The following is a 13,705-nucleotide window of genomic DNA, read 5'->3' on the forward strand; positions in this document are numbered from 1 at the left end:
ATGAGGCTGTGAAACACTATTTTTTAACCCATTTCGCTATGAGAATTGGGCTGCAGCACCCAATAAACATGCATCATAATCACCGGTTGCCTTAACGACATCTATTCGAAATGCTGCTGGCATTGTTTCGATATAGTCTAGAACTAATGGAATGTACACCTCCGTTAGCCCTATTCCTCCACCTAGACAAATAAGATCTAAGTCTAGTGTAGCTTTCAAATTGCAACACAGCTGAGCAACCGCATGCGCACTCTTTTTGATGATGTCCATTGCTTGCGCATTGTCACTGGCGAGTTCAAACAACTCAATATTTGAGATTGTCGGGTGAATAGCTTGACGAGCAGCTCGGTTAATTGCCGTTCCGGAGGCAATGCTTTCAACACAACCACGTTGCCCACAGCCACAAACAGGACCATTGATATCAATATTGGTATGGCCGATATGTCCAGCGAGATGCTGACTCCCTTTATACAGTTGCCCGTTAAGAACCAAACCACCACCTACACCAGTTGATACCGTTATGTAAGCCATATTGTTTACGGGGGTTTTGAGAGAGCGATATTCATACCAAGCAGCCGCTTGAGCATCATTGAGAATAGCAACAGGCTTATCTGTTTGTGCTTCTATCTCTTTATGTAAAGGAAACGGTTGAGGGAAGGCAAGAGTATCGGGATTAATAGAAGTAATGCCTTCTGGTTTCACCCATCCCGTAGTAGAAATCCCAATCTGTGTGACCTGGTGTATCCATGACCGACACTGTACAAGAATTTGACTAGCAAACTCTTGTACACATGTCGTCTCAGGCGTCGCTAGCTGAGCACGCTCTATCAGTTCACCATTTTGAACCAATCCTAGAGCGACTTTAGTACCACCAATATCAATAGCTAACGTGCTCATACTGTTTCACCTCTGCTTGAGTTGCCGCATTGAACCATTGAGTCACCACTTCTAATCTTGTCAGTGCAGAGCCTACTGTAACGGCTATCGCACCATTGGCAATCGCTTTTGCTGCTAACTCCGGCGTATTGTATCGCCCTTCTGCCATGGTAAAGAAGCCTTCGGCTGCAAATCTTCGAACTAGATTTAGATCGGGCTCGGTAGGCTCTTCGCCACCCACATAGCCTGACAACGTCGAACCAATGATTTCCACACCTTGCTCATAAGCCCAAGCGCCATCCTCAAAACATGAACAATCCGCCATACCAAAACAAGGCGTGCGTTGAATGGCATCTACAATCACCGCTCTAGATTCAGGACGAACTCGACTGGTTGCATCAAACGCAATAATTGTTGCGCCCGCGGCTGCTAGCGCTTCCACATCCTCAACATAAGGAGTAATTCTAACTGGACTGTCAATAAGGTCACGTTTCACGATACCGATAATTGGTATAGTCACATTAGCTGCTACAGCCGCAACATTTTTAACACCTTCGATACGTAAAGCTTTGGCACCCGCTTGCTGCGCAGCTAGAGCCATGGCAACAATAAATTCGGTTTTCTCGAGTGGACTTCCGACAACTGGCTGAATAGATACTACCGTTTGCCCACGCAATTGCTCTTTTAATTCTCTGATTTTTAGACTTTTATCTCTCACTTCGAGCCTCTCGTCTTATGTTGGCGTCAACGAAATATTGGACATGCTTCCTTGTCCCAAAACCGCTTAACGAGTCTTTAAACAGATAAGTTAGGCTAAATTTTGTCCGTGATCACAGTTTGTGAAAAGTTGATTTGAAAATAATCTTCACGACCATAATAATCCATAACGAAGATTTTTTTCAAACAAAATAAAATTTTTTTTTGAAACTCGCGAATCTCGCCAAACAATGGACAAAAGGGAAGAACATGAAAGCTATAAATAAAATTACTATCGCTATGCTGACATTAGGATGTGCAGTTTCAGTACAAGCGGCGACAACACTTAAGATGGGCATGCAAGCCTCTGTTGGATCTGTGGAATATACCTCTGCGAAACTTCTTGCCGATACAGTAGAAGAGATGAGTAACGGCGACATTAAAATTGCTTTATACCCTAGCGCGCAACTTGGTGATGACCGCGCTATGCTTCAGCAATTAACCCTTGGCGATCTCGATATTACTTACGCTGAATTTGGCCGTATGGGTCTATGGATCCCACGAGCAGAAGCAGTAACCCTACCTTACGTTGCCAAAGACTACGAACACCTACGTCGCATGTTTGATTCAGATTTTGGTCAAGGCGTACGTGAAGAAATGCTGACTAAATTCAACTGGCGTGCTCTAGATACTTGGTACAACGGTACTCGTGAAACCACCTCTAACCGTCCTCTAAACACGATTGAAGATTTCAAAGGTCTGAAGCTACGCGTTCCTAACGCTAAACCGAACCTAAACTACGCAAAACTTTCTGGTGCTTCACCAACACCAATGGCGTTCTCAGAAGTGTATCTAGCACTGCAAACCAACGCGGTTGACGGTCAAGAAAACCCATTGCCAACCATTAAGACAATGAAGTTCTACGAAGTTCAGGACAACCTCGCCATTACTAACCACATTGTTAACGACCAAATGGTGATTATTTCTGAGTCAACATGGCAAAAACTGTCTGATGCCGATAAGAAGATCATTACTGACGCAGTAGCAAAAGCGGGAGCCGCTCATACCGCATCGGTTAAAAAACAAGAAGCAGAGCTTATCTCTTTCTTTGAATCTGAGGGCGTGAAAGTCACTTACCCTGATCTCGCACCATTCCGTGAAGCAATGCAGCCTCTATATACGGAATTCGAAGAAAAGATTGGCGAGCCTATCGTTAAGAAACTTGCTGCAATGTAATTGCCGCAATCAATTCGACGTTCGCTTGAATTGAAGTTGTAATCTCGGCTGGCCGCTTTGGTCAGCCTTGGAGCCTAAAATGATACGCAAAATATTTGATAATATTGAAGAAATCATAACAGTGCCGCTGATGGCAGCCCTGTTAGTGGTGCTGACTTGGCAAATAGGAACACGCTGGTTGCTGAACGATCCTTCTTTGTGGAGTGAGGAATTAGCTCGTGTGCTGTTTATGTATATGTCACTCATCGGTTGCGCGATGGCCATCAAACGAGGCACCCACGTCAACATCACCTTTTTTTCGGATAAGCTTCCACAAAATATCCGTTATTCATTAGTAATCGCACTCGAACTCGCTGTGTTGGTGTCCATTTTCGCCATCATTTACCTCGGGTATCAGCACGTACAACGTACTGCTTTCTTTGAACTCATCACCTTAGGCATTTCTAGTAAATGGATGAACTACAGCCTACCTCTTGGTGGCGTGTTCATGGTCGTCCGACAGTTACAAAAGATCTTCTCGATTGGAGCTGAGTTTAAACAAGCTAAAAGCGAAGACGCTTCTAGCTCATCGCAAGTTGCCCAGAGGTAAGGAGTTCTCATGGCAGGTTCAATTTTCGGCTGGCTAGCTCTGTTATTTGCAGGTATGCCCGTTGGCTTCTCACTGATATTTGTTGCTTTAGTATTCTTGGTATTAACCAACAGTACTGGAATCAACTTTGCAGCTCAGCAAATGCTTGGCGGCATTGATAACTTTACCTTACTAGCAGTACCGTTCTTTGTTCTCACTGGACACTTGATGAACAGCGCGGGAATAACCGAACGTATCTTCAACTTTGCTAAATCTATGGTCGGCCACGTGACCGGTAGCTTAGGGCATGTAAACATCATGGCAAGCTTACTGTTCTCTGGTATGTCAGGCTCTGCTCTCGCGGATGCCGGCGGCTTAGGTCAGCTGGAAATCAAATCCATGCGCGACGCAAAGTATCATGATGACTTTGCAGGTGGTTTAACCGCAGCATCTTGTATCATCGGGCCGCTAGTACCGCCGTCTGTGCCACTTGTTATTTATGGTGTAGTTTCCAATACCTCTATTGGTGCGCTGTTCTTGGCGGGTGCAGTTCCCGGCATCCTATGTTGTGGTGCGTTAATGGTGATGAGCTACTTCATCTGTAAAAAACGCGGTTACATGACGCTGCCAAAAGCATCTCGCAAAGAGCAGTTTAAGTCGCTAAAAGAAGCCTTTTTATCCCTGCTTACACCCGTGATCATCATCGGTGGTATTTTCTCAGGTAAATTCACACCAACAGAAGCAGCGGTCGTATCCTCTCTTTACGCTCTGTTTTTGGGCACGGTAGTATACAAGCAGCTCACACTCGCAGGTTTCGTAGACATTCTAAAAGAAACTGTCAATACCACGGCTGTTGTTGCGCTTATGGTTATGGGCGTCACCGTCTTCGGTTGGATTGTCGCTCGTGAACAATTGCCGCAAATGCTAGCAGACTATTTCCTAACCATCAGTGATAACCCACTGGTACTGCTTCTACTGATTAACCTATTACTGCTGTTCCTAGGAACCTTTATTGAATCACTAGCGTTATTGCTGTTGTTGGTACCATTCCTCGTACCGGTTGCGGCGGCTGTTGGGATCGATCCTGTTCACTTCGGTGTGATGGCTATTCTTAACCTTATGATTGGTATTTTGACACCACCAATGGGTATGGCGTTGTATGTTGTATCTCGCGTTGGTGACATTCCATTCCATGTATTAACCCGAGGCGTTATCCCTCTTCTAGTGCCACTGTTCATCGTACTGGCATTAGTAGCAATCTTCCCTCAAGTGACGCTTTTCTTACCAGAGCTGTTCTTAGGATACGGACAATAACAATTACGCAGGCCAGCATTGGCCTGCCATTAATCGCAATTTGAAGGCCAATAAAATGAGAAAACTACAAGGACTTATCGCAGCACCACACACTCCTTTTGATGCAAGTAATCGAGTGAACTTTGCTGCGATTGACCAAATCGCAGAGCTGCTTGTAGAGCAAGGTGTAACAGGCGCATACGTTTGTGGCACAACCGGTGAAGGTATTCACTGCTCCGTTGAAGAACGTAAAGCCATCGCTGAGCGTTGGGTAACAGCATCAAAAGGTCAGTTAGACCTGATTGTTCATACTGGCGCATTGAGTATTGTAGATTCCTTGGAGCTAACCAAGCACGCAGAGACCCTCGACATTATGGCAACATCTGCCATTGGTCCATGCTTCTTTAAACCTGGTTCAGTTGAAGACTTAGTGGACTACTGCGCCCAAATAGCGGCCGCTGCACCTTCAAAAGGCTTCTACTACTATCATTCAGGAATGTCAGGGGTCAATTTAGATCTTGAGCAGTTCCTAATCCAAGGTGATCAGAAAATTCCAAACCTTCTAGGTGCAAAATTTAATCACATGGACCTTTACGAATATCAACGCTGCATGCGAGTTGCTGATGGAAAATTTGATATCCCGTTTGGCGTAGATGAGTTCTTACCAGCAGGTCTTGCCGTAGGCGCAGTGGGCGCAGTGGGCAGTACCTACAATTACGCTGCTCCGCTTTATTTGGAGATTATTGAAGCTTTCAATCAAGGCGATCAACCACGTGTAACAGCACTCATGGATAAAGTCATTGCTATTATTCGTATTCTTGTAGAGTATGGCGGCGTTGCCGCTGGTAAGGCAGCAATGGAAATTCATGGTATCGATGCTGGTGACCCGCGCTCACCAATTCGAGCATTGACCGCGGCTCAAAAAGCGGATGTGGTAGCGAAAATGCGAGACATCGGCTTTTAACGCCTACGCGCACAAAAGGAGGCAGTTGCCTCCTTTTTAGGCTTTCAGGCAAACCGTATATCATTTCTCTATGAAATGCCGCGAATTATATTAATTGTTGGTGTTAAACCGTTAGGGAGTCTGATATTTTTAATCTAGGTACAAGAATTAAGGGGATACCGTGGGATCACCGAACAATCTGCTGGTTCGTTTGCGCTCCAACATGGAACCACTCAGTAAGAAATTAAGACAAGTCGCGGACTACATTCTTGAGAATGCTCATGAAGTGCAGTTCCAGACCATCACAGATCTTGCTCGAAATACCCAAACCAGTGAAGCGACTGTAGTACGTCTTTGCCGCGATATGGGTTACAAAGGTTATTCCGACTTCCGTATGGCCTTAGCAGTCGACCTAAGCCAAAACGCCAGTAAGTCTGCTCCTGTTAAAGATGGTGACATCTGCGATATTTCGGCAAGCAGTGCGGTTGATAGTCTCCAAGATACCGCAAAACTGATTGACAGAAAGGCCCTGGATAGGATTTGTACTTTGGTACATTCCGCCGACTTTATTGGTTGTGTCGGTGTAGGCGCATCAAGCATCGTGGGTCGATACCTAGCTTACCGACTTATCCGAATCGGTAAGAAAGCGATTATGTACGAAGACACTCACTTGGCAGCCATGAATGCTAGCCGCTCTACACAAGGGGACTTGTGGTTTTCTGTATCAAGTTCAGGCTCCACCAAAGAAGTCGTTCATGCAGCAAAGCAGGCGTTCAGTAAAAATGTCCCTGTGGTTGCACTAACTAACATTAATCACAGTCCGCTCTCGGCAATTTCAACGGAAATGTTAGTAGCAGCTAGACCGGAAGGCCCCTTAACTGGTGGGGCATTTGCTTCCAAAGTAGGCGCTTTATTATTGGTGGATGTCCTCGTCAATTCACTTTTGGACAAGTACCCTGAATACAGTGACTCTGTTATGGAAACCGCCGAAGTTGTGGTACCACTCATGTCATAAACGCTAGCAAATCTCCATTTTAGGCCCATCTTTTGATGGGCTTTTTGTTGCAGGAAAAACCTTCCTAACCACGATTAGATAAAAATTATTTTTATTGTTAACTTGATCAAAGAATATTTTCTCCAAAGATCGATAATGTGTATACATTTTGGCCAAACAGGCCATCACCTATCGATAAGGAAATATCATGAAGACAAGGAACTCGCTTTTTGCACTCGCTCTTTCATCATTGATTGTCACTGGCAACACTCTCGCATCTGAGTCATGGCCAGATTTACCCGAAGGCATCAAAAGCGGCGTCAGTGCACAGATAGGCGACAAAGTGTATGCCGGTCTTGGTTCCTCTGGCAGCGCATTCTATTTGCTCGACCTCGCTAATATCGATAAGGGATGGCAAAAGCAGGCCGACTTTATAGGCCCCGCAAGAAATGGCGCGACGGCAACCGCGGTTAACGACAAGATCTATATTTTTGGAGGCGCAGGAAAAGAGCAGGCTGATGCCACCTCTCCTATTTTGTTCGACACGGTTTATCAGTTCGACACCACAAACGACACCTGGTCTCAAGTAAAAAGTACCAGCCCAGTTGGTTTACTTGGCGCCGCTTCGTATTCTCCTAACGGTAGTCAGATTGTTTTCTTCGGCGGCTATAACAAAGCCTATTTCGATCAGTATCTTTACGACATCAACACCACCGATAAGAAAGCGCAGCCAAACAAATGGCAATCCATTGTCGACAACTATATGGGCATGGCACCTCGAGATTACAAATGGAACGATAAAGTCGTTAGCTACAACCCAGAAACGAATCAATGGAATACCCTAATTGTTTCGCCTTATCTGCCGAACTGTGGCAGCGCGTTAGTATCCAATGGCAATACTGCCACGCTGGTCAGCGGTGAAATCAAGCCAGGACTTAGAACCGCAGAAGTAAAACAGTTTAACTTTGGCGCGGCGCAACCGTGGAAAAGTCTTCACTCTCTTCCTGCACCTCAATCCTCAAATGTACAAGAAGGTGTAGCGGGTGCTTTTAGTGGCGAATCAAACGGCGTGGTTTTGGTCGCAGGTGGTGCCAACTTCCACGGCGCTAAGCACGCCTTTGAACAAGGCAAACTTTTCGCTCATAACGGCTTTAGTAAAGCATTCAATCCTGAGATTTATGTCCTGAAAGACAACTTATGGCAGCAAGCAAACAATCTCCCTGAAGGCTCCGCCTACGGCGCATCATTTACCACACCAAAGGGTGTGCTGATCGCAGGTGGTGAAATGGCTGACCGCTCAGCAAGCAAAAAAGTGTATCTGCTGAGCTGGAATGGCAAATCTGTTGATATTCAAGATTAGGAAATAACCCAAAATGACTATCTGTTTGACCGCATTACCACCCCTACCTATCTCAATGAAAAACGGTATTGGAGGACTGCTTGGCCGCCGCCTCTATACTGGCCTAGGCAGCGCAGGGAAGCGTTTTTATTATTTGGATATGGATGACGTTGAGCTTGGTTGGCAACTCGCTCAGCCCTTTCCAGGATGCGATCGCAACGATGCCGCTAGCGTAACAACAGACACAGGGATCTATGTGTTCTCAGGCGCAGGTAAAATGGACACAGACCCTCACATCCGCGTGCTGACAGATAGTTATTTTTTCTCTAAAGAGACGCAAACGTGGTCCAAGCTCGATACTACCATACCGGTAGGATTACTCGGTGCCAGTGCCACTTCGATTTCAGACCACCAGCTCATTTTCATTGGAGGATATTGCAAAGAAACGTTCGATTCGTTGTTCGCTAGACTCTCTAAGGTCAGCTCTGCCACTGATGAGCGCTCAATATTAGACTCATTTATGTCTCAACCCATCGAGGCCTACGGTTGGAATCCGCATATCTGGATGTTCGATACTCGGACACTCGGTTGGTCAAAGCTAGCAGATAACCCCTATTTGCCTAATTGTGGCGCAGGACTGATAGAGAAAGATCAACAAATTCTGCTCATTGAAGGTGAGATCAAGCCGGGTCTAAGAAGTTTGGAAACCAAACGATTCCAAATTAGAGCTAACGGATCCGTTGAATGTGATTTACTGCCCACCATTGTCCAAAATGAACCAAAACATGAGGGGATAGCTGGGGGTTTTGTGGGACTCATCGACAACATACCCACCGTCGCAGGAGGCGCTTTTTTTGTTGGCAGCCAACAACGCTTTCAACAAGGGCACTTATTCAGCCATCAAGGGCTTGTAAAACACTATAGCAACGCCATTTGGCAACTCAATGGATCTCAATGGAACAAAATTGGAAACCTTAGCGACGGACAGGCGTACGGAGTGAGTGTATCCATTGATAATGGTATCGCCATACTAGGAGGAGAAAACCAACAGGGAGAATCCATAACTGACTGTTTTATCATGAGTAATTAGAAAGCTGTGATGCTAATTCCAATTAGAAAATTAATAACCAAATGTCCGATGCACACTAACAATAAATTGACAGAGAAAACCGTTTCTATTCGCATAGTGTTTGAGCCTTAAACACCTAGTTGGCGCATTTGCGCATAGACACAGAGGCAGTACGCTCCCCCTTGTACTGCCTCTTATTTTTCAGTTGTGCAACCAATCAAATACCCAGTAAATACACCTAGATTACACCCTATTTACTTCCTCTCTCTATAACGTGACCGAACTTATAAAATCAGCTTTCCATTTTTCATTCAATACGTTGTGTGATCTTTATGTCAAATAGCCATAACTTTTATATGGATAATATTGAGAGTGTTACAAATTGTAAATGGGAAATATTAATGCTCTATTTTGAATTTATGTTCCTGCTCTTGATGCTCTATATCGGGTCAAGAAAAGGGGGAATCGGCTTAGGTGTAGTCTCCGGCATAGGTCTCACCATTGAAGTCTTTATCTTTAAGATGCCGCCAACCTCTCCTCCGGTCACAGTCATGTTGATCATTCTGGCGGTTGTGACGTGCGCATCTATCTTAGAAGCCGCCGGGGGACTAAAGTTTATGCTGCAAGTAGCAGAGCGCTTGCTGCGTAAGAATCCGAAACGCGTGACGCTCATAGCACCTTTTGTGACTTACAGTATGACCTTCTTGCTAGGAACTGGTCACGCAGTCTACTCCATCATGCCGATTATCGGTGATGTTGCGTTAAAGAACGGTATTCGTCCAGAACGCCCGATGGCTGCAGCTTCGGTAGCTTCACAAATCGCCATTACCGCTTCACCTATTTCTGCCGCTGTCGTGTATTACCTCGCACAATTATCGGATCTACGACCAGATATTACCTTGCTATCCATACTCATGGTCACCGTTCCCGCTACTTTATTCGGCACACTTTTGATGTCACTTTATAGTATGAAACGAGGCAAGGAATTAGAGGACGATCCTGAATATCAAGCTCGCTTAAAAGACCCTGAATGGCGCGAGCGCATTTTGAACACAACGGCGACGTCGTTAGACGAAGTTCTACCTGCATCAGCACGTAACTCAGTCTTACTGTTTTTACTGTCTATCGTCGTCATCGTTATTATTGCAATGGTTCCTGAAGTGAGAACCATTGGTGACGCAGCAAAACCGATCAGTATGGCCGTTATTATTCAAATGATGATGCTCTGCTTCGGCGGTATCATTCTGCTCGCAACCAAAACAGATCCACGCCATGTGCCGAATGGTGTGGTCTTCAAATCAGGAATGGTCGCTGCCATTGCGATCTTTGGTATCGCTTGGATGTCAGACACTTATTTCCAATATGCAATGCCACAATTTAAATCAGGAATCGTCGAAATGGTAACGGATTACCCTTGGACGTTTGCATTGGCACTATTCATTGTATCGGTTGTTGTTAATTCGCAAGCAGCCACTGCTCGAATGATGCTTCCTGTGGGTTTAGGACTGGGGTTGGATCCAGCACTGCTCATTGGTTTAATGCCAGCGGTCTATGGATATTTCTTCATTCCAAACTATCCATCGGATATCGCAACCGTGAATTTCGATTCTTCCGGTACCACTAAGATCGGTAAATGGTACTTCAACCATTCCTTTATGAGTGTCGGTTTGATAGGCGTCGTTGCCGCCTGTTGCGCGGGTTACATTCTCGGTCAAATGGTTATTGGATACTAATCTAGCTACCTAACTCATCTCACTAAAATGCAAAAACGGTGACCTTGATACAGTCACCGTTTAGTATTCTCGTTGAGACCTAGAATTTCCAGGACACACCCAAGTCAACACCCACACCAACATCAACGCCATCTTTAAATTTGACTTCTGGCGTAGCAAATAAGTCAACATCAAGGTTTTTAACTGGCTCCCAACGGAGTCCCACAGGCGCATGCACGTCGACACGTTCGCTATTCCAGTTATAACCCACACCACCCTCAACGAACCAGCTGATATTGTGCTCTTGAGATAGTGGCTTCTGTAAAAACGCCATACCACCGTTTACGTAGTTATCGTTAACACCAATGATAATGTTGTCAAACTGGAACGTAATACCACGTTTGGTATCAGCGCCTAGCTCGAAAGCCTGTGCAGTGGTCGCCGTTAGCGCCAAAATACCGGTTGTTGCAACTAGAGCGTGTTTGATAAGTGTGTTTTTCAATGTTGTAACCTCAGTAAGGCCATCCTGAGCAATGTATTCCTTGAGTTTATGAATCTACTCAAAATCGAGTAATGTCGTTTGATGCAGGTATTCTATTCAAACGACTCATAGCGACTTACCATTTTGTGCCACGCGGTTCAGAAAGTGCGCGCTACCTATTCCTAGATCTATAAAACTCATTAATATCTCAACCCTAGCTCGGCTCATACATTTGCCGAACCACTTTCATTACACTGCCCATCTAATGAAGCAACGAGAGATAGCCAATGATAACAACCAACCACAACTCTAGCGGCTTGCCATCAAAGGCTATGGGAATAACCAACCTATCCGCGGACTGGATTGGAGAACAGATACGCCTCATTAGACAGGGAGTCGAACAGAAGCAAGGACAAAACATAGAAAAGATAAACAAAGCGTGCCAAAGCTGGGAAACCCTACTCGACCATGGTCTCACACCAGCAACTATTCATCACCTCGCTGACACCACTCCCGCCGATTTGATGTTTCTTAGGTACTACGCAATTACACCAGAGAAGTAACGCGTCGTTCCAATTAACACACTAACCAAAAATCAACGACACACCCGATTCCAGCTGCGGTTTTTTCCTTCCAAGTACATGGACCGTACCTGCGAGGTCTGGAGTGAGGTTTCCGTCAAACTTAATAGTGATATGACCTAGGTTTTTCAGGTTGGTATTTGCCGCACTGCCCACAGAGGTCACCACATAGGGCTCGTCATCAATCAATAAGGTGCTTTCAGTAGACAGTTCGCCGGAGTACTCCGCTTGATCATGAATAAAGCAATAGTCAGCCACATCTTCTGGCGCAGAATCATTAAACAGTATCAACATATCATCTTGAAGCGCCTCTTGTGCAAACTCTCCGACGCTCACAATATTGGCTCGAAATTGATAACCCATCATCATCCCTTATTGATAAATAAACATTGAGACGAACCAAGCAAACAGGACTGTTGGAGCCCCCGTCAGGAAGCGAGAATAAAGCACCGAAGGCACACCAATTTCTACCGTTTCTTGCTTAGCTTCTGCCAGTCCAAGCCCTACGGGTATAAAATCACACGCAGCTTGAGCGTTAATGGCAAACAGAGCGGGAAGCGCCAAGTGAGGCGGAATATGTCCCGCACCAATTTGCACCCCAACTAACACACCAATGACTTGAGCGATCACTGCCCCAGGGCCTAAAAATGGTGAAAGTAACGGAAAAGAGCAGATCAATGCCAACGTCACCAGTCCCAAAGGATTCTGAGCCAACGGCGACAGCAGGTTGGCAATCACATCACCAATCCCCGATGCCATGATGACGCCAATCAGCATTGAAACAAATGCCATAAAGGGCAGAATAGTCTTAAGCACCGTGTCGATAGTGTCGCGGCCAGCTTGATAAAAAACCGACATGACCGAGCCCATGCCAACCCCGACCTTAGCGATCAGCCCGTCCGACTGGGCGCTTAACTTCTGAGACGTATCGTATTGAGGAGGCGTCTCAGATTGGCTAACCGGCTCAGCGTGACTATTGGATTCACCTTCAACCAATTCGATACACTGAGGAGTTACCGAAGAGGCATAGATATCTGCTTTGATGAATTGAGCAAGAGGACCACTTTGCCCTGTCGCGTGGATGTTTAATGTCGGGATGCCTTTTTTAGGATACAGCCCACATCGCAACGTTCCTCCGCAGTCGACAACCGCTAATGCAACATCCTCATCTTCAAGCACCTGTCTAAAACCGTCGACACTCTCCAATCCCGTTAGATTTTCTAAGGCAGTGACCAAATCAGGTTTGGTTCCTCCGGTCACGTAGAGAATTTTCTTTCCGGCAATAATAGGCACAAACAGTGGACCACCCCAGCCTCCATTTCCCGCAGAGACTTTTAACATCATGCTCATGAGCCCTCCTTAGAAATTTCGACCTTGTCAGATAGCGCCCTGCCTTGTTGTTTGCAGATGATGCTTGTCGTCAAATCAGTGATCCAACCTCGAAAAAAGTTAGTCACTAAACCAACAAACAAATAGCTGACAGCAAGCGGGGCCAACGGCAGATTAAGCTGAGTGATTCCGGCAGCAATACCTAAATAGATAAACAACTCCCCCGGATTGACGTGAGGGAACATGCCGTTCATGGAGTGACAACTGTAAGATGCAGCCGCGTAATAAGAGGGTTTGTACTTTTCAGGAAGAAAACGTCCAAGACTTAGTGTCATTGGATTACAAAAAATGAAAGTCCCAATAAAAGGTAAAACCAAATAACGAGATACTGGATTGCCTGCACACTTTGTCGCTAACCTTTCAATTCTATGTTGACCAATAAAACGAATAAGTGCATTCATGGCGACAAGCAGACAGACCAATAACGGCAAGATGCCAGTGACCATATCAGAAAGAACCTCGCCCCCTTTTTCGAATAGTCCAATAAACCATTCTGCGCCTAGAATCATGTAGTCCAAAGTTATCCTC

At 45.5% G+C, this 13,705-nt stretch carries 15 protein-coding genes; 9 read left to right on the forward strand and 6 right to left on the reverse strand.

What is annotated here, in order from left to right; genetic code table 11:
* Positions 1 to 36 precede the first annotated feature (36 nt).
* On the reverse strand, positions 37 to 897 hold the full coding sequence (locus tag OH456_RS02330; protein ID WP_270032714.1) for an N-acetylmannosamine kinase: 861 nt from the start codon (positions 895 to 897) through the stop codon (positions 37 to 39).
* The gene (locus OH456_RS02335) at positions 878 to 1,594 is read right to left on the reverse strand and encodes a putative N-acetylmannosamine-6-phosphate 2-epimerase (RefSeq protein WP_088878935.1); all 717 of its coding nucleotides are present in this window, start codon (positions 1,592 to 1,594) and stop codon (positions 878 to 880) included. Before OH456_RS02335 ends, OH456_RS02330 begins: the two co-directional genes overlap by 20 nt.
* A gap of 248 nt (positions 1,595 to 1,842) precedes the next feature.
* Here OH456_RS02335 and OH456_RS02340 point away from each other — a divergent pair, with 248 nt between their 5' ends.
* The 8 genes from OH456_RS02340 (at position 1,843) to OH456_RS02375 (ending at position 10,747) form a co-directional block, all read left to right on the forward strand.
* Positions 1,843 to 2,808 (forward strand): sialic acid TRAP transporter substrate-binding protein SiaP, encoded by a 966-nt coding sequence (locus tag OH456_RS02340; RefSeq protein WP_006075310.1) that lies wholly within the window; start codon positions 1,843 to 1,845, stop codon positions 2,806 to 2,808.
* 79 nt (positions 2,809 to 2,887) lie between these two features.
* On the forward strand, positions 2,888 to 3,397 hold the full coding sequence (locus tag OH456_RS02345; RefSeq protein ID WP_006075311.1) for a TRAP transporter small permease: 510 nt from the start codon (positions 2,888 to 2,890) through the stop codon (positions 3,395 to 3,397).
* Positions 3,398 to 3,406: 9 nt separating this feature from the next.
* A complete protein-coding gene (gene siaM, locus OH456_RS02350) occupies positions 3,407 to 4,690 on the forward strand; it encodes a sialic acid TRAP transporter large permease SiaM (RefSeq protein WP_063604823.1) in 1,284 nt (427 codons plus the stop codon).
* 55 nt (positions 4,691 to 4,745) lie between these two features.
* Positions 4,746 to 5,633, forward strand: coding sequence for a dihydrodipicolinate synthase family protein (locus tag OH456_RS02355; RefSeq protein WP_198558575.1), 888 nt, complete (start codon positions 4,746 to 4,748; stop codon positions 5,631 to 5,633).
* Positions 5,634 to 5,793: 160 nt separating this feature from the next.
* Complete coding sequence (locus tag OH456_RS02360; protein ID WP_031493297.1) at positions 5,794 to 6,627, forward strand: MurR/RpiR family transcriptional regulator; 834 nt, start codon at positions 5,794 to 5,796, stop codon at positions 6,625 to 6,627.
* Between the two features lie 187 nt (positions 6,628 to 6,814).
* A complete protein-coding gene (locus tag OH456_RS02365) occupies positions 6,815 to 7,966 on the forward strand; it encodes an N-acetylneuraminate epimerase (protein WP_270032715.1) in 1,152 nt (383 codons plus the stop codon).
* 13 nt (positions 7,967 to 7,979) lie between these two features.
* The gene (locus OH456_RS02370; protein ID WP_270032716.1) at positions 7,980 to 9,035 is read left to right on the forward strand and encodes a YjhT family mutarotase; all 1,056 of its coding nucleotides are present in this window, start codon (positions 7,980 to 7,982) and stop codon (positions 9,033 to 9,035) included.
* Positions 9,036 to 9,415: 380 nt separating this feature from the next.
* On the forward strand, positions 9,416 to 10,747 hold the full coding sequence (locus OH456_RS02375; protein WP_062458712.1) for an anaerobic C4-dicarboxylate transporter: 1,332 nt from the start codon (positions 9,416 to 9,418) through the stop codon (positions 10,745 to 10,747).
* Positions 10,748 to 10,826: 79 nt separating this feature from the next.
* Here OH456_RS02375 and OH456_RS02380 read toward each other — a convergent pair whose 3' ends face one another.
* Positions 10,827 to 11,228, reverse strand: coding sequence for a hypothetical protein (locus OH456_RS02380; protein WP_006075320.1), 402 nt, complete (start codon positions 11,226 to 11,228; stop codon positions 10,827 to 10,829).
* 266 nt (positions 11,229 to 11,494) lie between these two features.
* Here OH456_RS02380 and OH456_RS02385 point away from each other — a divergent pair, with 266 nt between their 5' ends.
* On the forward strand, positions 11,495 to 11,770 hold the full coding sequence (locus tag OH456_RS02385) for a hypothetical protein (protein ID WP_270032717.1): 276 nt from the start codon (positions 11,495 to 11,497) through the stop codon (positions 11,768 to 11,770).
* Positions 11,771 to 11,791: 21 nt separating this feature from the next.
* On the opposite strand, the gene OH456_RS02390 is transcribed toward OH456_RS02385, so the two are convergent.
* From OH456_RS02390 to srlA, 3 genes are read right to left on the reverse strand one after another with little or no spacing between them, the layout of a single operon-like run.
* Positions 11,792 to 12,151: a PTS glucitol/sorbitol transporter subunit IIA gene (locus OH456_RS02390; RefSeq protein ID WP_031493292.1), complete on the reverse strand. Its 360-nt coding sequence runs from the start codon at positions 12,149 to 12,151 to the stop codon at positions 11,792 to 11,794.
* Between the two features lie 9 nt (positions 12,152 to 12,160).
* On the reverse strand, positions 12,161 to 13,138 hold the full coding sequence (gene srlE, locus OH456_RS02395) for a PTS glucitol/sorbitol transporter subunit IIB (protein ID WP_038230741.1): 978 nt from the start codon (positions 13,136 to 13,138) through the stop codon (positions 12,161 to 12,163).
* Positions 13,135 to 13,695 carry a PTS glucitol/sorbitol transporter subunit IIC gene (gene srlA / locus OH456_RS02400; protein ID WP_306305461.1) on the reverse strand — a complete coding sequence of 187 codons (561 nt, stop codon included), beginning with the start codon at positions 13,693 to 13,695 and terminating at the stop codon, positions 13,135 to 13,137. The genes srlE and srlA overlap by 4 nt, the downstream gene beginning before the upstream one ends.
* Between the last annotated feature and the right edge of the window lie 10 nt (positions 13,696 to 13,705).

Origin of the sequence: Vibrio sp. La 4.2.2, from assembly GCF_027586995.1 — a bacterium.
Taxonomy (GTDB): Bacteria; Pseudomonadota; Gammaproteobacteria; order Enterobacterales; family Vibrionaceae; genus Vibrio; species Vibrio mediterranei.

Coding starts and splice junctions, on each gene's coding strand:
- OH456_RS02345 (WP_006075311.1), top strand. CDS start 2,888: ATGATACGCAAAATATTTGATAATATTGAAGAAATCATAACAGTGCCG.
- OH456_RS02340 (WP_006075310.1), top strand. CDS start 1,843: ATGAAAGCTATAAATAAAATTACTATCGCTATGCTGACATTAGGATGT.
- OH456_RS02375 (WP_062458712.1), top strand. CDS start 9,416: ATGCTCTATTTTGAATTTATGTTCCTGCTCTTGATGCTCTATATCGGG.
- OH456_RS02390 (WP_031493292.1), bottom strand. CDS start 12,151: ATGGGTTATCAATTTCGAGCCAATATTGTGAGCGTCGGAGAGTTTGCA.
- OH456_RS02365 (WP_270032715.1), top strand. CDS start 6,815: ATGAAGACAAGGAACTCGCTTTTTGCACTCGCTCTTTCATCATTGATT.
- OH456_RS02355 (WP_198558575.1), top strand. CDS start 4,746: ATGAGAAAACTACAAGGACTTATCGCAGCACCACACACTCCTTTTGAT.
- siaM (WP_063604823.1), top strand. CDS start 3,407: ATGGCAGGTTCAATTTTCGGCTGGCTAGCTCTGTTATTTGCAGGTATG.
- OH456_RS02370 (WP_270032716.1), top strand. CDS start 7,980: ATGACTATCTGTTTGACCGCATTACCACCCCTACCTATCTCAATGAAA.
- OH456_RS02330 (WP_270032714.1), bottom strand. CDS start 897: ATGAGCACGTTAGCTATTGATATTGGTGGTACTAAAGTCGCTCTAGGA.
- OH456_RS02385 (WP_270032717.1), top strand. CDS start 11,495: ATGATAACAACCAACCACAACTCTAGCGGCTTGCCATCAAAGGCTATG.
- srlE (WP_038230741.1), bottom strand. CDS start 13,138: ATGAGCATGATGTTAAAAGTCTCTGCGGGAAATGGAGGCTGGGGTGGT.